15 protein-coding genes are annotated in these 16,017 nt (G+C 69.5%); 7 read left to right on the top strand and 8 right to left on the bottom strand.

Features of this window, described 5'->3' with window-relative positions; translation table 11 throughout:
- Window positions 1-82: 82 nt before the first annotated feature.
- Together G4D83_RS07615 and G4D83_RS07610 are read right to left on the bottom strand one after the other, a co-directional pair.
- Window positions 83-1,126 (bottom strand): class I SAM-dependent methyltransferase, encoded by a 1,044-nt coding sequence (locus G4D83_RS07615; protein WP_163864015.1) that lies wholly within the window; start codon window positions 1,124-1,126, stop codon window positions 83-85.
- A gap of 11 nt (window positions 1,127-1,137) precedes the next feature.
- On the bottom strand, window positions 1,138-1,503 hold the full coding sequence (locus tag G4D83_RS07610; protein WP_163864014.1) for an MXAN_6627.5 family MYXO-CTERM protein: 366 nt from the start codon (window positions 1,501-1,503) through the stop codon (window positions 1,138-1,140).
- A 114-nt stretch (window positions 1,504-1,617) separates the two neighbouring features.
- Here G4D83_RS07610 and G4D83_RS07605 point away from each other — a divergent pair, with 114 nt between their 5' ends.
- A complete protein-coding gene (locus G4D83_RS07605) occupies window positions 1,618-2,946 on the top strand; it encodes a response regulator (RefSeq protein WP_163864013.1) in 1,329 nt (442 codons plus the stop codon).
- 55 nt (window positions 2,947-3,001) lie between these two features.
- Here G4D83_RS07605 and G4D83_RS07600 read toward each other — a convergent pair whose 3' ends face one another.
- Window positions 3,002-3,649, bottom strand: coding sequence for a hypothetical protein (locus tag G4D83_RS07600; protein ID WP_163864012.1), 648 nt, complete (start codon window positions 3,647-3,649; stop codon window positions 3,002-3,004).
- Between the two features lie 56 nt (window positions 3,650-3,705).
- Here G4D83_RS07600 and G4D83_RS07595 point away from each other — a divergent pair, with 56 nt between their 5' ends.
- The 4 genes from G4D83_RS07595 to G4D83_RS07580 all read left to right on the top strand — a co-directional run bounded on the left by G4D83_RS07595 (window position 3,706) and on the right by G4D83_RS07580 (window position 6,857).
- Window positions 3,706-4,200, top strand: coding sequence for a hypothetical protein (locus G4D83_RS07595; protein ID WP_163864011.1), 495 nt, complete (start codon window positions 3,706-3,708; stop codon window positions 4,198-4,200).
- 58 nt (window positions 4,201-4,258) lie between these two features.
- Complete coding sequence (gene bcp, locus G4D83_RS07590; RefSeq protein WP_275902355.1) at window positions 4,259-5,419, top strand: thioredoxin-dependent thiol peroxidase; 1,161 nt, start codon at window positions 4,259-4,261, stop codon at window positions 5,417-5,419.
- A gap of 382 nt (window positions 5,420-5,801) precedes the next feature.
- On the top strand, window positions 5,802-6,296 hold the full coding sequence (locus G4D83_RS07585; protein ID WP_163864009.1) for a hypothetical protein: 495 nt from the start codon (window positions 5,802-5,804) through the stop codon (window positions 6,294-6,296).
- 99 nt (window positions 6,297-6,395) lie between these two features.
- Window positions 6,396-6,857: a hypothetical protein gene (locus tag G4D83_RS07580; protein WP_163864008.1), complete on the top strand. Its 462-nt coding sequence runs from the start codon at window positions 6,396-6,398 to the stop codon at window positions 6,855-6,857.
- Between the two features lie 100 nt (window positions 6,858-6,957).
- Here G4D83_RS07580 and nagZ read toward each other — a convergent pair whose 3' ends face one another.
- On the bottom strand, window positions 6,958-8,022 hold the full coding sequence (gene nagZ, locus G4D83_RS07575; RefSeq protein ID WP_163864353.1) for a beta-N-acetylhexosaminidase: 1,065 nt from the start codon (window positions 8,020-8,022) through the stop codon (window positions 6,958-6,960).
- Window positions 8,023-8,463: 441 nt separating this feature from the next.
- On the opposite strand from nagZ, the gene dbpA reads away from it, so the two are divergent.
- Window positions 8,464-9,846: an ATP-dependent RNA helicase DbpA gene (gene dbpA / locus G4D83_RS07570; RefSeq protein ID WP_163864007.1), complete on the top strand. Its 1,383-nt coding sequence runs from the start codon at window positions 8,464-8,466 to the stop codon at window positions 9,844-9,846.
- A 419-nt stretch (window positions 9,847-10,265) separates the two neighbouring features.
- Here the strand turns inward: dbpA and G4D83_RS07565 are convergent, their stop codons facing one another.
- Complete coding sequence (locus G4D83_RS07565; RefSeq protein WP_163864006.1) at window positions 10,266-11,537, bottom strand: glycosyltransferase; 1,272 nt, start codon at window positions 11,535-11,537, stop codon at window positions 10,266-10,268.
- Window positions 11,538-11,689: 152 nt separating this feature from the next.
- Between G4D83_RS07565 and G4D83_RS07560 the strand changes: the two genes are divergently transcribed.
- Complete coding sequence (locus tag G4D83_RS07560) at window positions 11,690-11,833, top strand: hypothetical protein (RefSeq protein ID WP_205522586.1); 144 nt, start codon at window positions 11,690-11,692, stop codon at window positions 11,831-11,833.
- Between the two features lie 51 nt (window positions 11,834-11,884).
- On the opposite strand, the gene G4D83_RS07555 is transcribed toward G4D83_RS07560, so the two are convergent.
- From G4D83_RS07555 to G4D83_RS07545, 3 genes are read right to left on the bottom strand one after another with little or no spacing between them, the layout of a single operon-like run.
- Window positions 11,885-13,987 carry a BatA domain-containing protein gene (locus G4D83_RS07555; protein WP_163864004.1) on the bottom strand — a complete coding sequence of 701 codons (2,103 nt, stop codon included), beginning with the start codon at window positions 13,985-13,987 and terminating at the stop codon, window positions 11,885-11,887.
- Window positions 13,984-14,862, bottom strand: coding sequence for a DUF58 domain-containing protein (locus tag G4D83_RS07550; protein WP_163864003.1), 879 nt, complete (start codon window positions 14,860-14,862; stop codon window positions 13,984-13,986). The genes G4D83_RS07555 and G4D83_RS07550 overlap by 4 nt, the downstream gene beginning before the upstream one ends.
- Window positions 14,863-14,868: 6 nt before the next feature.
- On the bottom strand, window positions 14,869-15,897 hold the full coding sequence (locus G4D83_RS07545) for an AAA family ATPase (RefSeq protein ID WP_163864002.1): 1,029 nt from the start codon (window positions 15,895-15,897) through the stop codon (window positions 14,869-14,871).
- Between the last annotated feature and the right edge of the window lie 120 nt (window positions 15,898-16,017).

Raw genomic sequence — 16,017 nt, 5'->3', positions numbered from 1 at the left:
GGAAGCGGAGGCGAAGGCTACCCTGTCGGACGGCTTCCGGGCGCGGGAAGGGCGCACGGCCCTCCGCCCGCCAGGGCACCGCTCAGTCGAGTCGGGCGATCAGCAGCGTCTGGAGGGGGAGGTTTCGGATGGGTCGGCTGCTCTCGATGCGGTAGCCCGCGTCGTCGAGGAAGCCCTCCACCTCCGCGGGCGTGTAGGCGTCCGCGCCCGAGGTGACGAAGTAGTGCAGGCCGATGAGGGGCGCGGAGCTGGTCGGGTCCTGGATGTCCTCGCGCAGGTACTCCAGCACGGCCAGCGTCCCCTTGGGCGCCAGCGAGGCGCGGATGCGGCGCAGGAGCGCCACGTTCTGCGCGGGCGTCAGGTGGTGCATCACCTGGAACAACAGCACCCCGTCATGGAGGCCGCCCAGCTCCGCGGTGAGGATGTCCCCGGCCTGGTGCGTGACGAGGTGGCTCAGCCCCGCGGAGGCGATGATGTCCCGCCCCACGCGCACGCTGCCTTCCAAATCCAGCACCGTGGCCTTGAGGCCCTTGTTGCGCAGGCACAGCTCCGCGGCGAACCAGCCATGGGCGCCGCCCAGATCCAACAGCTGTTTGGCGCCTCGGGGCAGGGGGATGGCGCCCGCGACTTCCGGCGCCGCCAGCCGGGCGAGCTGGTGCATGGCGTGGATGTAGTCGCGCCAGCGCGGGTCCTCGGGGGCGAAGTCGTGGATGTCCACCGCCTCGCCCGAGCGCACCACGCCCTCCAGCCCCGTCCACCAATCCCACTGCGCGTAGTTGAACTCCAGGAACGCGCCCACGTACTTGGGCGAGCGCGGGTCCAGCCACCGCTTCGAGCGCGGCGCCAGGCGGTAGCGGCCGTCGCGCTGACGCTCCACCGCCTCGCACGCTATCAGCGCCTCCAGGAGCGAGCGCGTCCCCTCCGGAGACAGCTTCAACCGCGCCGCCAGGGCCTCCGAGGTGGCCGCGCCATCCGCCAGCGCGGCGTAGATGCCCAGCCGCACGCCCGCCATCAGCGTGCGCGAGGCCATCATCCCGAAGAAGGCGTGGGCCAGGGGTTGGGGGGCCAGGTTGAACCAGTCCGCCACTCGCTCCAGCAGGTTGTCCGCCTTGAGCCCCAGCCGCATGTGCTCGCCCCCTAACGCTTCTTCCGGGGGAGGGCCAGACCGGCCAGTCCCACCATCACCAGCGCGGCCTCCGCGCCCATCAGACAGCCCACCTGCTCCGCCTTGCGCACCCCCGTGTAGCGGCAGGTGCCGTTCTCGCAAGTGAAGCGCGGCGAGCAGTCTCCGGTGCTGCGGCAGACGGTGTTCACCCGCCCCGTTCCGTCCTCTCCCTCCGGGTTGTCCCGGTCGGGCCCGCCCTCTCCCGAGGAGGCGTCCGGGAGGGGGATGATGATGCCTCCATCGCTGGACGACTGAGCGAGTGCGACGGCGGGCAGCAAGAGCGGGAGGCAGGCCAGCAGGAACAGGCCCTGGGCGCGAACGAGGTGACGAAAGGACATGACGGGGTCGTCACCCTAACCGCCCGGCCGCACAGATGCATCCACCGTGGAAACCGGAAGTCGGGGGTAGATTGTCCCACCCCTCCGCCTTCATCTGGTAGCGTACGACCCGCGATGGCCGCCCCCAGAATCCTCGTCGTCGATGACAACCCGGAGCTTCTCTCCCTCCTCACGCAGCTCTTCGAGGATGCGGGCTACGAGGTCGTCGGCGCCAGCCGCGGCAGGCAGGCGATTGAAGTGGCTCGCGCCAATCCACCGGGCGCGGCCGTCTTGGACATCCTGCTGCCGGACATGATGGGCTACCACCTGGCGGACGCGCTGCGGAAGGACAACGCCCAGCTCCCGCTGCTCTTCATCACCGGCGTCTTCAAGGGCGGCAAGCACGCGCTGGAGGCCCGCCAGAAGTACCAGTCCGCCGGCTACTTCGAGAAGCCCTTCGAGGCGCAGAAGCTGCTCGAGGCCGTCACCAAGGTCCTCGCTCCGGAGAAGAAGGCCCCGCCCGCTGGCTCCCTCCAGGACGCCTTCGAGGTGGAGCTGGACATCGACGTGGAGGAGGAGGGCCCGCAGGACGTGATGGAGTTGACGGGCCGCATCAAGGTGACGGGCGGCGGCAACATCACCGCGGAGATTCGCGGCGCCAACCTCACCGCCAGCCCCATGCAGAAGGTGCCGGCCACCCAGGTGCGTCCGCCCACGCCGGGCCGGCCGCCGGACCCTCCGCCCGCGGGCTCGGGCGCGCCGGGCAGCCGCCGGGGGGAGCTGAAGGACAACCTGCCCTCGTTGCTCACCGCCTACTACCTGTCGCGCGAGACGGGCGAGCTGGGCATCCAGCGCGGCAAGGTGAAGAAGGTCGTCTATTTCGAGAAGGGCATGCCGGTGTTCGCCCTCTCCAACCTGCTGGCGGACCGCTTCGGACAGTTCCTGGTCCGCGTGGGAAAAATCAAACCCGAGCAGCTCCAGGACGCCTCCGCCGTGGCGGGCGCGACGAACCGGCGCACCGGTGACGTGCTGGTGGAGCGCGGCCTGCTCAAGGACACCGAGCGGCTGTACTACGTGGGCCAGCAGGTGAAGGCCGTCATCTACTCGCTCTTCGCGTGGGAAGACGGCACGTACGTGATGAGCTTCCGGGAGAAGGCCAGCGCGGAGTCCATCAAGCTGGACGTGCACCCGGGCAACCTCATCGTCCGCGGCATCAAGAAGCTCTACAAGCCGGAGCGCCTGCGCCGCCTGCTGCAGCCGGAGGACCGGCTCATCCCCGCGGTGGCCCCGGCGTACCAGCTCAACGAAGTGGAGCTGGAGCGGTGGGAGGCGGAGCTGTTGCCCAAGATTGATGGCAACCGCACCGTCGCGGAGCTCCTGGCGTTCGCCAATCGCCCCGAGCACGTCGTCTACGGCTTCCTGGTGGCGATGATGTCGCTGGGCATCCTGGACAAGCGCTCGTAGCGCGGTCGGGTCGCCGGGCGGGCGCCGTCACGTGGCGCCCGGTGTCTGTGTGGGTTCAGCCGCCCGTCAGGCGGGAGCCAATCCAGAACAGGCCGAGCGCACCGGAGCCCAGGGCGACGCCGCGCTGTACCCACATGGTGATGCGGTCGTTGAGGCGGGTGATGCCCTCGGCGAAGAGCAGACCCACGGTCCCCATGCCGATGAGGATGCCCAGCGCGAAGCCGGGCAGGTACGTCCACGCGGCCAGGCTCATGCTGCCGCCGACGAGCAGCGGGGGCAGGGCGAGCAGCAACGAGCGCACGCCGCTGACGGCCATCAGCGCGCCGGCGGCGGTGCTGACGGTGTGCACGTGCTCGTGCGGCTCCTTCGAGTGGTGGGGGAGGTGGGGGTGGCCGTGGTGGAGGCTGTTGGGGAACAGCAGCGCCGTCACGGCGAGGGCCACCAGCACGGCGCCACCGAAGATTTCGGCCCAGCGCTCGAACGTCTCGGACAGGCCCACGCCGGCCAGGAGGCACAGGGAGGCGATGCCGCCCAGCATGGCCGCGTGCCCCAGCGCGAAGCGGAAGGCGGTGGCGATGGCCGCGCGCCGCCGGCCCCCATTCAGGGTTCCGAGCGTGGCCACGGCCGCGCAATGGTCCGGCCCCACGGCGTGGAGCAGGCCTTGGGATAGACCGAGCAGGAAGGCAAGGAGAATGGGCTGCACGACGCGGACCCTACCCGCGCTTCCCTCCAGAGGCCAGCAAGAGGTACCTACGCGTCATGTGGACTGCCTTCCGACCGCTGCCGACCGTGCTCTCGCTCGGGCTTTGTTGGGTCCTCTTCTCCGGGTGTGACTCGGGGAAGAAGCAATTCCAGGAAGCCAATGCGCAATACGAGGCGCTGGTGGACAAGGGCGTGCCGCCGACGGACCCGGCGTGGGACGCAGTCGTGGCGTCGCTGGAGAAGGTGCCCGCGGGCTCTCGCTCGCGTCCGGAAGCGGACAAGCGGCTCGCGGCCATCCGGGGTCTGCGGGGCAGCCTGCCTCCCCGTCCGCTGGCGACCCCTGGCGCGACGGGGCCGGGCACCAGCGAGGCGGACGTGAAGCGCGCCGCGTGCGAGGCGCTGGCGAAGAAGCTGGGACAGGCGACGGATGCCGCGGCGCGCGAGCCGTTGCGCACGGCGTTGGGGCAGTGCCACGCGGACCTCGTCAAACTGGAGGCGAAGAGCCATCCCCCCGGGGAGCAGGGCCACGAGCACGGCGGCGAGCCGCATTGACGTTGCTCACGGATGATTGAGAACGCGCCGGGTTTGTGGCTATGGAGCGCGCATGCCCATGCCCCAAGCAGGTGACGCGGCTCCCGACTTCGTGCTTCAGGACCAGGACGGCAACTCCGTGACGCTCTCGCAGCTCGCGGGGAAGAACGTCGTCCTCTATTTCTATCCGAAGGATGACACTCCCGGATGCACCGTGGAGGCGTGCGCCTTCCGCGACGAGCACTCGGTGCTGGAGGCCGCCGGCGCGGTGGTGCTCGGTGTGTCCGCGGACAGCACGGCGAGCCATCGCAAGTTCGCGACCAAGTTCAACCTTCCCTTCCCGCTGCTGGCGGACACCGAGCACCAGGTGTCGGACGCCTATGGCGTGTGGGGGGAGAAGTCGCTGTATGGACGCAAGTTCCTGGGAATCAACCGCGCCACGTTCCTGATTGGGACGGACGGCAAGGTGAAGCAGGTGTGGCCGAAGGTGAAGGTGAACGGCCACGTCGTGGAGGTGCTCGCCGCGCTGGGTGCGAAGCCGAGTGCTCCGGTGGCGGGCGGGTCCGCGTTAGAGGTGGAGCAGGCGCCGGCGCCCGAGTTGTCCGCGGCGTACGTGAGGGGCTCGGAGAGGGCCGCCGATGAGCTCACTCCGCTCTCGGGGACGCCGTTGACGGCGCCGGCGCGGGTGACGAAGTTCGAGCCCGCGAAGCGGAAGTCCGCGGCGACGAAGGCTCCGGCGAGCAAGCCCGAGTCGCGGGATGAGGCCGTGGCCACCGTGGATGCCGAGGTGAAGGCGGCGCCCGTGAAGAAGGCCGCGTCCACGACGAAGGCCGCGCCCGCGGAAGGTGCCGCGCCGGTGAAGAAGGCCGCGCCCACGAAGGCGTCCGCGAAGAAGGCCGTGCCTGCGGAAATGGCGGCGCCTGTGAAGAAGGCCGCGCCCGCGGAAAAGGCTGCTCCCGCGCAGAAGACGCCTGTGAAGAAGGCTGCTCCGGCGAAGAAGGGGGCCTCGGCGAAGAAGGCGGCGCCCGCGAAGAAGGTGTCCGCGAAGAAGGCCGCTCCGGTGAAGAAGGCATCCGCGAAGAAGGTGTCCGCGAAGAAGGCCGCTCCGGTGAAGAAGGCATCCGCGAAGAAGGCGTCCGCGAAGAAGGCGGCGCCCGTGAAGAAGGCGTCCGCGAAGAAGGGGGCCTCGGCGAAGAAGGCCGCTCCCGCGAAGAAGAAGTCCGCCGCGAAGCGGAAGTAGCGGACGGCTGCCGTGAAGTAGGCCACTGCCGAGAGGCGTGGACGCGGTGAATCCCGCCTCGTCCACGCCAGCTCCTTACGTCTCTCCAACTCGAGGTCTCCCTCCCGCGCTCCATGCGGTGAGTGCTCGAGCCCGAGCCCGGATTCCTTCGCGCAAATCGTGCACACGTCGCGCAAGGTTTGCGGCGAGACGCGGGCTTCTGTCGCGAAGAAGTCTCAGTCCACAGTGTCAGCGAAGAAGACAGTGCGCGAGCACGGCCGAGGGTTTAACTGAGCAAGCGGCCCGAGAGGCCGCCGTGTACCCGGCCCGTGGTTTGGACACCAGGCGTGTCCACTCTCTGGGGATGCGGGGAACTTGAAGACAGACAAGCCGAGGAGTGGACATGCGCGAGCGGAATTTCCGTCGGTGGGTTCAGGTGGCGGCGGTGACGGTGGGGGTCCTGGGCGCCGTGGGCTGTGGTGCTCTGCCCGAGACGGGTGGCAAGCAGCCGGACGAGAGCCGTGGTGGCCCGTTCGCCCAGCGTGGCATCCAGCCGGAGGCCCTCCTGGACATGCAGGGCAACGTGCACCCGGAGAAGTCCCCGCCGTGGCTGATGGTCGCGGACCGCGGGCACAACGGCACCATCAAGGACATCGGCTCCAGCATCGACCCGCGCACGCCCAAGCTGGAGGGAAAGCAGAACAACTCCCTCTGGGATGACAAGGGGAAGATGATGCAGGACCGGTATGGCATCGAGGGTGGCGCGACCTACGCTCCGGCATCCCAGGGCCTCGGTGGGGAGGATGGGGCGGTGGTGGGGAGCACGACGGACTACAACCACGGCTGGGGTTACCACCCGATGGGCTGGCAGGACCGGAACACCCGGCTGGTGCGCTAGGTCCGTGTCGAGCGGCAGGCCGGCTCCCCGCCGTCGCCCGTCGCCGAGGATGGGTATCCATCCCTCTGGGGCCTGAGTGGCTCGCCGGAGGGATGGAACATGAACCAGGGAAACATTCGCCGCTGGCTTCTACCCGGCGCGCTGGCCGTGGCTTCGTTGCTGGGCACGGCGTGCGAGCGCGACGAGGAGCGCATCCGTCGGGAGATACCCAGGACAGGCGGCCCATATCAGGGCATCGCCAATGACGCGCAGCCCTTGAGCAGCTTCGGCCCGGGGACGGGTGGCTCGGGCACACCCAACATCGCGCCGGTGCAGGACATCGTGGGCACGAACCTGCCTCCCACCGCGGTAGGTAACGTCCCGCCGCGAGTGGAGCCCGGCATCGCCGCTGGCTCGCCGACAGCGATTCAGCGCGAGCAGGAGCAGGAGAAGCAGCAGGCGCAGGACGAACAGTCCGCTCCCAAGCCGGGAGCTCCACCCGCGAACAAGCCACCGGACGGAGCGTCGAGCCCGAAGCCCGGTGATGCTCCGCCTCGCGAGGACTCCCAGGGACCGCACTGACCTGGTCCACGGGGCATGTGCCCCGTGGCGTGCCGCTCAGCGAGACGCGAGCATGACATCGCTCCGTACACGGGGCGCGTGCCCCGTGGTGCCGTCCTGCTCAGCGAGACGCGAGCATGACCTCGGTGGGGTCCTTGCCCGCGAAGGCGCTGTCGAGCCCCTTGGCGAGCGCGTGGTGCTCTGCACCGCCCAGCGTGGCGAGCCGGTCCTCCGCCGGGTGCGCGAAGCGCGCGGCGAGCACGTCGAGCCTGCGGTGAGCCTCGGTGATGCGCTCGCGCGGAATCCGTCCGGACTCCACCGCCTTCACCACGGCCTCGATGGCCCGGCGCTGCACGTCCGCCTGGTGACACACCAGGAACAGGTCCACGCCCGCCAGCGTGCCCTGCACCGCGGCCTCCTCCACCGTGTAGTGGTCCGCGATGGCCTTCATCTCCAGGTCGTCGCTGACGAGCACGCCGTCGAACCCCAGCTCCTCGCGCAGCACCCCGGTGAGCACGCGCTCACTCATCGTCGCGGGCACGCCCTTGTCCAGCGCGTCGAACAGGACATGCGCTGTCATCAACGAGGCCAGCCGCGCCTGCGCGAACGCTCGGAAGGGCACCAGCTCCACACGACGCAGCCGCTCCAAATCGTGCGCGAGCCTGGGCAGCGTCAGATGGCTGTCCGTGGTCGTGTCGCCATGCCCGGGGAAGTGCTTGCCGCAGGAGGCGATGCCACCGGCCTCCAGCCCGCGCGCGAGCGCCACGCCCAGCCGCGCGACCTCCTCCGCGTCCCGGCTGAAGCTCCGGTCTCCGATGACGGGGTTGGCCGGATTGGTGTCGACATCCAGCACCGGCGCGAAATCCCAGTCGAAGCCCACCGCGCGCAGCTCGTGCGCGAGCAGCCGTCCCACGCGCTCCACCAGCCGGGCATCCCCGCGCTGTCCCAGCTCGCGCATGGGGGGCAGGGCGGTGAACGGCGCCCCGCGCAGCCGCGCGACGCGGCCTCCCTCCTGGTCCACCGACAAGATGAAGGGCCGACCCGCGCGAAGCTTCAGCTCGCGGCACAGCGTCGCCGTCTCCTGCGCGGTGCCTACGTTGCGCTTGAAGAGGATGGCGCCATAGATGCCGTCATCCATCAGCGCCGACAGGTCGGCGTCGATGCGAGTCCCAGGGAAGCCCACCATGAAGAGGCGGGCGCAGTCGCGGTAGAGGGCGGAGGCAGTCACGGCGCGCAGTGTCGCAGAACCCGGCCCAAGCTGGACTCCGTTCCTTCGCGGAGCGCACCGGGCGTCGTCTGCCCGTCACCTCCCAGGGCAGTCATGTCCGCCAGGCGCCATCCGGAGGGCCGACCTCGGGCGGGTGTCGTCGAACCCCCGTATCGCTCCGTTGAAGCGCGGCGGAGGGGCCGGCGCGCCCACCCGTCCACCTGCCGGGGGAGCACGGGACGATGATTCAGACCGAGCGTGTCCATCACCACCTGGAGCGCGGGCTGCGTCCAGTCAGGCGTCATGTGTGTCGGCGCCCGACGGTGCATTGACACAGGGGCTTGTTCCGCCCCGGACGGCTGCTACAAGGGCCCCGGGATTCCGAGGCACCTTCCGCGCCTCCGTTCAATCGAGGCCCTGATGGATTTCGCCGCGCTCGAGTTGTCTCCACCCTTGCTCCAGGTCCTCGCCGAGCTGGGCTTCCAGTCGGCCACGCCCATCCAGGCGCAGAGCATCCCCGTGCTGCTCCAGGGCAAGGACCTGGTCGGCCAGGCGCGCACCGGCAGCGGCAAGACGGCGGCCTTCGCGCTGCCCATGCTGCGTCAGGTCCAGCTCCAGGACCGGAGGCTCCAGGGCCTGGTGCTCTGTCCCACGCGTGAGCTGTGCGCGCAGGTGGCGGGCGAGATTCGCAAGCTGGGGCGCCGGCTGCCGGGGCTTCAGGTCTTGGTGCTGGCGGGCGGGCAGCCCATCCGGCCGCAGTTGGAGGCGCTGGAGAAGGGCGCGCACATCGCGGTGGGGACGCCCGGTCGGGTGATTGACGTGCTGGAGCGCGAGGCGCTGGAGACGAAGCGGCTGGGCACGTTGGTGTTGGACGAGGCGGACCGGATGCTCGACATGGGCTTCCGCGACGACATGGAGCGCATCATCGGCGCGATGCCTTCACGGCGTCAGACGGTGCTCTTCTCGGCGACCTTCCCGCCGGACATCGCGGCCCTGAGCCGCGCGTTCCAGAAGGACCCCGTGCGCGTGACGGTGGAGGACACCGAGGCCACGCCCGCGATTCGTCAGGTCCGCTACGACACGAAGCCCGAGGAGAAGACCCAGCAGTTGCTGCGCGTGCTCCGGCTCTACCAGCCGTCCTCCGCCATCGTCTTCTGCAACCACAAGGCGACGGTGGTGGAGCTGACGAAGGCGCTCTCTGAAGCGGGCGTCAGCGTGGACGGGCTCCAGGGGGATTTGGAGCAGTTCGAGCGGGACCGCGTCATGGCGAAGTTCCGCAACCTCACCACGCGGGTGCTCGTCGCCACGGATGTCGCGGGGCGAGGCATCGACGTGGAGGCGCTCGACGCCGTCATCAACTTCGACATGCCCTTCCAGCCGGAGCCGTACGTGCATCGCATTGGCCGCACGGGCCGCGCGGGGCTCACGGGGCTCGCCATCGCCCTGGTGGCGCCGAACGACAAGCGCAAGGTGGAGGAGATTGAGCAGTCCCTGGGCTTGAAGCTGGAGGTGGGCGACGCGGCGGAGCTGGAGGCGGCGGCGTCGAAGCCGGGCTCGCTCGGCTCGGAGTGGGAGACGCTGTACATCTCCGCCGGGCGCAAGGACAAGATGCGGCCGGGAGACATCCTCGGCGCGCTGACGGGCGAGGCGGGAGGGTTCGCCGCCACGGACGTCGGCAAGATTGAGATTCAGGACCACATCGCCTACGTGGCCATCGCGCGCCGCGTGGCGAAGAAGGCCTTCCAGCACTTGAGCGAGGGCAAGATCAAAGGCCGCAAGCACAAGATCGAGCGCGTGAAGTAGCCCGCTGTGGATGCGTACGGTGAAGGAGCGCCACGAGGTGACACTCCCTCCCGCGAGTCACGCGGCTCAGTGCGCGCACAGGAACTTCAAGCGCCACTCCCGTTCCCAGGGCCTCGTACTGGTCGAGGAAGTCCTCACCCACCATGCTGAGCACCGGGCTTCGTGTAGCCGTCTGCCTCCGCGAGCACCCTCAACGGGTACTCCGCCGTGAATCCTCGGCGCCGCGCCTTCTCCTCCACCTCGGTCTCCTGACCCGAACCTCTTCCACCACCGGACTCATCGTTCCTGGCTGGGTCGCCCCGCACACTGAACCGCCGGGCACGGACTGTCTCACCCATGTTTACAGAGAGTGGGCCGAGGCGATCGGGTTTGTGGCGGGTGCGGGGACGTGCCTGGCCGCGTGACCGAGGCGTCCACGCTCACGCATCCCGTCGGGCATGACGGTGGCTCCACCTCGAATGCTCCTGCTCGATGAGCTGGACGGCGCGCGCGACTCCGTCCTCTGCTCGGATGCGTTCACCCATCGCCGTGGCCTGAGCCCGTACTGTCGGGGACAGTGCCGTGCGGATGGCATTCGCGAGCCGTTCGGCTGTGAGCGACTTCTGCGGTACCGGCGGAGGCCCTACGCCCGCGCGGAGAACCATGTGCCCCCAGAAGGGCTGGTCGCCAAGAAAAGAGCAGATGACGGTGGGTTTGCCCGCACGCAAGCCCGCCATCGTGGAGCCGGCCCCTCCGTGATGCACCACCGCGCTCATTCGAGGGAACAGCCAGTCATGTGGCGCGGACTCCAGCATGAAGACATCGGGTGGGAGCTCTCGCGCCTTCATGCCTCCCCAGCCCGTGGCCAGCACCGCGCGCTCGCCGGTCAACGCCACCGCCTTCAGGACGGTGGCGGCACGAGAATCAGCATGCGCCGCGCCCATGCTGCCGAAGCCCACGTAGACGGGCGGCGGCCCCGCTTCCAGGAACGCCTGCAGCGCCGCGGGAGGCGTCCATCGGACGCCCTCGTCGAGGAACCAGCAGCCCGTCACCTGCGCCTGGGGCGGCCAGTCGGTGGGACGTGGCAGCAGATGCTCGCTGTACGCGTACAGCGCCGGCACCGCGGAGCCGTCGGCCTTCTTCATCGGGTCCGCGAAGCGTGAGAGCGGCGCGAGGCCCAGTGTCTTCACCCGGAAGTCGTTGGTCGCCCCGGCCCAAACCGCGTTGGCCAAGGAAAGGACTCGGTAGCTGAGCGCATTGAGCCAACCGCCGAGTCGGAGACTCGGGACTATCGGCACCGGGAACTCGCGCGTCGGAGTCAGCGGCAGCGGCATCGCCAGCAACTCGGCGGCCCCGAGCTTCTCCGCGATGTGGTGACTACCGAGCGCCTTGGAGTGGTACACGAGCACGTCCGGCTTGAGCTCCCGCGCCGCGCGCCACTCGTCATCCAGGCCCGCGCGGATGATGGCACCGAACCCCTTGAACAGCCGCCGCTGCTCGGCACGCGTTGGGGCGCGCAGAACCGCCTCCGTCAGCTCCAGCACTGCATTGTCCATATGCGCGTATGGAATGTCGTGACGCTCCACCATGCCTCGGAAGCCGGTAGGTGTGCAGAGCGCCACGCCATGGCCATGCTCCTTCAGGGCCTTGGCGAGCGCGACGAAGGGTTGGACATCACCTCGGGTACCGTAGGTAGAAATGAGCACGCGCATGCAACCCCCACTCAGGAGCTCGTCCGCGGCAACAACCGCGGCCAGGTGGCGGCCCGACCACCGAGAATCCTGCGCGTGCCAGGAGCGCGACGCACACCCTTCGAGATGTATGGCCAGTGTCGCATGCCGTGGTGCCCCCCGCCATGGGAGCCATGCAGCCCGAGCAGAGGCCGCGCGTGCGCTGGTACAGCACCGAGCACCGCGACACGGGCAACTGGACGCGAGAGGGTCCCGTCCGCCTCGGTTCTTCTCCGAACCTCGCCCCGGCAGCGCAGGAGGTGAAGCTCATCGGCTGAGCCTTCTCACACGACACCTGCCTTGGCGCTCACCGACGTCGGTGTCCGCGCCTACTTGCGCAGCAGTGTCCCCTCGAAGAAGAACGCGACGCACGCGGCGAGAATCAACCACGTCCACAGAGGCACGGTGGGCCGGTCCTCGTCGCCGCTGGACGCCTTCACCGTCTCCTCACCGAAGTACGCGGTGAGCGTGTCCTGCGGCACGCGCGTCAAGTCGCTCTCCGCCGGGTCGAGCATCGCCGCGAAGGACAGCGCCGGCTGCATCTTCCCGTCCGCGCCCAGCACCGAGTACGCCCCCGGCTCCAGCACCGGTCCCGCCACCACGGAGCCGTCCGGCTGCTCCTTCACCGGCAGTTCGCTCCCGTCCGGTGCCTTCACCGCCGTCACCTTCTGAGCGCCCTCCGGCCGCAGCGTCACCAACTCACCCACGCGCACGCGCACCTCCTCGCGCTCCTCCAGCGAGCCGGTGAGATACGCCGCGAAGCGCTGCATCAGCGGCAGGAAGCTGGTGCGGATGGCGAAGTCACTCCAGTCGCGGTCCACCGTGCTGGTGAACATGGCCACGCGGCCCTTGCCCTTGCGCATCACCGCCACCGCGGGCGCTCCGTCCTCGTACGTGGCCAGCACCTGGCTCGCGCCGGGCGACGCCGGGTTGTCCGCCTCCAGCAGCATGTACCGGTAGAAGCGCGCGCCGATGAGCCCCTCCTCCGCCCGGCCCGTGAAGGGCGAGAAGAGCACGTGCTCCTGCTTCACCTGCGCCAGCCGCGCCGCCTTCGTCTCCGCTTCCGGGTCCGTGTCGCGCTCCGCGCTGGTGCGCACCACGCGCAGCGGCCTGGGCAGCACCGCCCCCAGTCGCTGGTTGTAGTCCTCCGTGTTCACCCGGTCGCCCATGCTGAGGAACAGGCCGCCGCCGTTCTCCACGAAGGCCTCCAGTCGCGCGGCCTCCTCCGGGTTGGGCGCGGGCACGTTCAACAGCAGCACCAGGTCATACGCGGAGAAGTCCTCGCGCAGGCCGACCTCCGAGTCCCGCACCGCGACTTCCACCGGCGAGCCCGGCGCCGTCAGCGCCGCGTCCACGAAGAACGCCTCGTCGCGATAGCGCGTCGCATGGGGCGCGCCATTCACCACCAGCGCCTTCAGCGCCTTGGGCACCGGCAGCACGAAGGCCCGTCGGTCATCTTCCACCAGCGAGTCCGACGCCAACGTCACCTGACCCACCACCGTGCCACCCTGTGGGAAGCGCACCGTCAACGCCTTCTGCGTGGTGCCACCCGCGGGCACGTCGACGAAGCCCTTGGCCAGCGTCGTCTCGCCCGTGCGCACCGCGGCCTCCAGGTCCTTGGCCGGCTCCGTCCCGAAGTTGCGCACCGTGAAGGTGAACTGGAACGAGCGCGGCCCCGCCTGGAGCGCGGGCTCCACCTTCAGGTCCACAATCGCGTGGTTGTTGAGCGCCTCGCGTCCCTCGGCCACGTCGCGCAGCACCACTTCGGGCTTCACCGGCGCGCCCGTGGGGCCCTTCACCGTGGGCGGCGGGGCCTCCAGCCGGAACGCCGAGGCCGCCATGTCGGAGACCACCACCAGCCGCTTGGCCGCCATGGGGTTCTCCTCCAGCGAACGCGACGCCATCTCCATGCACCGCGACAGGTCCGCCGCCCCGTAGGTCGGCTTCGCTTCATCCACCAGTCCCCGCAACCGCGCCCGGTCGAACCCCGGAGGCGGAGGCGTGGCGGGCGAGCTCGTGCACACCAGCACCGTCGCCGGCTCCTCGGGCAGCAGGTCCTTGAGCGCGTCGCGCGCCTCGTCCCGACCTCGTTCGAAGAGCGACGTCCCGTCCGTCCAGCGCATGGACAGCGACGCATCCAGGATGATGGCCGTGGCGGCGGGGCCCTTCACGATTTGAGCGGCCTGCGCATCGCGGCTCAGCTCCGGCCGGGCGAGGGCAAGCGGAATGGCCAGCAGGATGAGCGTGCGCAGCGCGTACAGCAGCAGGCGCTTGAGCTTGAGTCGGCTGGCGGTGCGCTTCTGGCTGCGCAGCACGAAGGCCATCGGGCCGAACGGATGGGGGCGCGGCCGACGCCGGTCGAACAGGTGCACCAGCAGGGGGATGAAGGCGCCCAGCGCGCCCAGGAGCATCCACGGATTGCCGAACGTCACTTGCGCCTCCCGCGTCGCCCCAGGTAGCGCAGCAGCACGTCATCCAGCTTCTCGTCGGTGCGCACCAGCTCGTAGTCCACGTCCGCCTCCGCGCACGCGGCCTTCACGCTGGCCAGGAAGGCGTGGAACTCCTCCAGGTAGCTCTCCTTGATTTCGCGCGGATTCACCTCGATGCGGCCCTCGCCCTCCATGTCCAGGAAGAGCGTGGGGTCATCGAAGGGGAACGTCAGCTCCGCCGGGTCCACGACGTGGAACAGCGACACGTCGTTCTTGCGCTGCCGCAGCGCCAGCACTCGCTTGAGCGCGTCCTGCTTCTCGTCGAGCAAATCCGACAGGACGATGACGGTGGAGCGCCGGGGCAGCACCTCCGCCAGGTGGTCCGCCGCGCTGCCCAGGTCCGTGCCTCCGCCCGGCGCCGTGGCGTCCAGCGTCTCCAGCAGCACGTTGAGGTGACCCGCCGATGCGCGCGGAGGCACGTCCTTCCACTTGCCACCGGTGAGCAGCGCCAGCCCCGCCGCGTCCTGCTGGCGAACGAGCAGGTAGCACAGCGCACCCGCCAGCGTGGTGGCGACCTCCAGCTTGTTCATCGCGCCGCTGCCGTAGCCCATGGAGGCGGACGCATCCACGACCATGACCGAGCGCAGGTTCGTCTCGTGCTCGAAGCGCTTCACGTAATACTTGTCGAACTTGCCGTAGGCCTTCCAGTCCAGGTGGCGCAGCTCGTCGCCGGGGGCGTATTCCTTGTGCTCGGCGAACTCCACGCTCTGCCCCTGGTGGGGGCTCTTGTGGAGGCCGGACAGCACGCCCTCCATCACCGCGCGGGCACGCAGCTTCACGCCCTTGAGGCGGGCCAGTGTCTGGGCATCGAGCAGCACGCGGCGCTAGCCCTTCACCACCGTGAGGAGCTGGTCGATGAGCTTCACGGAGGTGATGCCCTCGCTCTCCGCGGTGAAGTTGGGCAGCACGCGGTGGCGCAGCACCGGCCTCGACAGCGCCCGCACGTCCTCCACCGTGGCCACGAAGCGGCCGTGGAGGATCGCGCGCGCCTTGGCCGCGAGCACCAGGTACTGACTCGCGCGAGGCCCCGCGCCCCAGGACACGTTCTTCGCCACGAAGTCCGGCACGCCGGGCTCCTTGGGACGGGTGTTGCGCACCAGCTCCACCGCGAAGCGCACCACGTGGTCCGGCACCGGCACGCGCCGCACCAGCTCCTGAAGCGCGAGGATGCGCTCGGGCGAGAGAATCTTCTCCAGCTTCGGCTGCTCGCCGCCCGTGGTGCTCTTGACGATCTGCACCTCTTCCTCGGCCGTGGGGTAGCCCACGTCGACCAGGAACATGAAGCGGTCCAGCTGCGCTTCCGGAAGCGGGTACGTGCCTTCCTGCTCAATCGGGTTCTGGGTGGCGAACACGAGGAAGGGCAAGTCCAACGGATACGTCCGTCCGCCCGCGGTGATGCGGTACTCCTGCATGGCCTGGAGCAGCGCGGCCTGCGTCTTGGGCGGGGTGCGGTTCACTTCATCCGCGAGGATGATGTTGGCGAACAGCGGCCCCTGCACGAAGCGGAAGTTGCGCCGGCCGGTGTTGCGGTCCTCCTCCAGGATGTCCGTGCCGGTGATGTCCGACGGCATCAGGTCCGGGGTGAACTGGATGCGGTTGAAGGAGAGGTTGAGGACGTCCGCCAGGGTGGAGATGAGCAGCGTCTTGGCGAGGCCCGGCACACCGACGAAGAGACAGTGGCCTCGGCTGAAGAGCGAGATGAGCAGGTGCTCGACGACTTCCCGCTGGCCGACGACGCGCTTCTCAATCTGGCCGACGATGGCGTTTCGAGCCTCGGCGAGCTCCTCGACTGCGCGGAGGTCGTCGCTCGAGGGGTCGGGCACGGGACGTGGGGCGGGGGCGGCGCTTTCCATGGAAGGAGTCTCTTAATTCGCGGGCGGCGCCCGGACCAACGGTTTCCTCCTTCCGAGCAGCCGAGTCGTGAGGTGGCAACCGTTGGAGCGGGGGGCTATTCCGCTGTCACACACTCTGGA

The sequence above is a fragment of the Myxococcus eversor genome (assembly GCF_010894455.1).
GTDB lineage: Bacteria > Myxococcota > Myxococcia > Myxococcales > Myxococcaceae > Myxococcus > Myxococcus eversor.
Note: the sequence above shows the minus strand (reverse complement) of the source record. Positions and strands in the feature narration are given on the sequence as shown.

Excerpts from the sequence above, each read along its gene's own strand:
- G4D83_RS07615 (WP_163864015.1), bottom strand. The coding sequence starts at position 1,126 with ATGCGGCTGGGGCTCAAGGCGGACAACCTGCTGGAGCGAGTGGCGGAC.
- G4D83_RS07610 (WP_163864014.1), bottom strand. The coding sequence starts at position 1,503 with ATGTCCTTTCGTCACCTCGTTCGCGCCCAGGGCCTGTTCCTGCTGGCC.
- G4D83_RS07605 (WP_163864013.1), top strand. The coding sequence starts at position 1,618 with ATGGCCGCCCCCAGAATCCTCGTCGTCGATGACAACCCGGAGCTTCTC.
- G4D83_RS07595 (WP_163864011.1), top strand. The coding sequence starts at position 3,706 with ATGTGGACTGCCTTCCGACCGCTGCCGACCGTGCTCTCGCTCGGGCTT.
- bcp (WP_275902355.1), top strand. The coding sequence starts at position 4,259 with ATGCCCCAAGCAGGTGACGCGGCTCCCGACTTCGTGCTTCAGGACCAG.
- G4D83_RS07585 (WP_163864009.1), top strand. The coding sequence starts at position 5,802 with ATGCGCGAGCGGAATTTCCGTCGGTGGGTTCAGGTGGCGGCGGTGACG.
- G4D83_RS07580 (WP_163864008.1), top strand. The coding sequence starts at position 6,396 with ATGAACCAGGGAAACATTCGCCGCTGGCTTCTACCCGGCGCGCTGGCC.
- nagZ (WP_163864353.1), bottom strand. The coding sequence starts at position 8,022 with ATGGTGGGCTTCCCTGGGACTCGCATCGACGCCGACCTGTCGGCGCTG.
- dbpA (WP_163864007.1), top strand. The coding sequence starts at position 8,464 with ATGGATTTCGCCGCGCTCGAGTTGTCTCCACCCTTGCTCCAGGTCCTC.
- G4D83_RS07565 (WP_163864006.1), bottom strand. The coding sequence starts at position 11,537 with ATGCGCGTGCTCATTTCTACCTACGGTACCCGAGGTGATGTCCAACCC.
- G4D83_RS07560 (WP_205522586.1), top strand. The coding sequence starts at position 11,690 with ATGCAGCCCGAGCAGAGGCCGCGCGTGCGCTGGTACAGCACCGAGCAC.
- G4D83_RS07545 (WP_163864002.1), bottom strand. The coding sequence starts at position 15,897 with ATGGAAAGCGCCGCCCCCGCCCCACGTCCCGTGCCCGACCCCTCGAGC.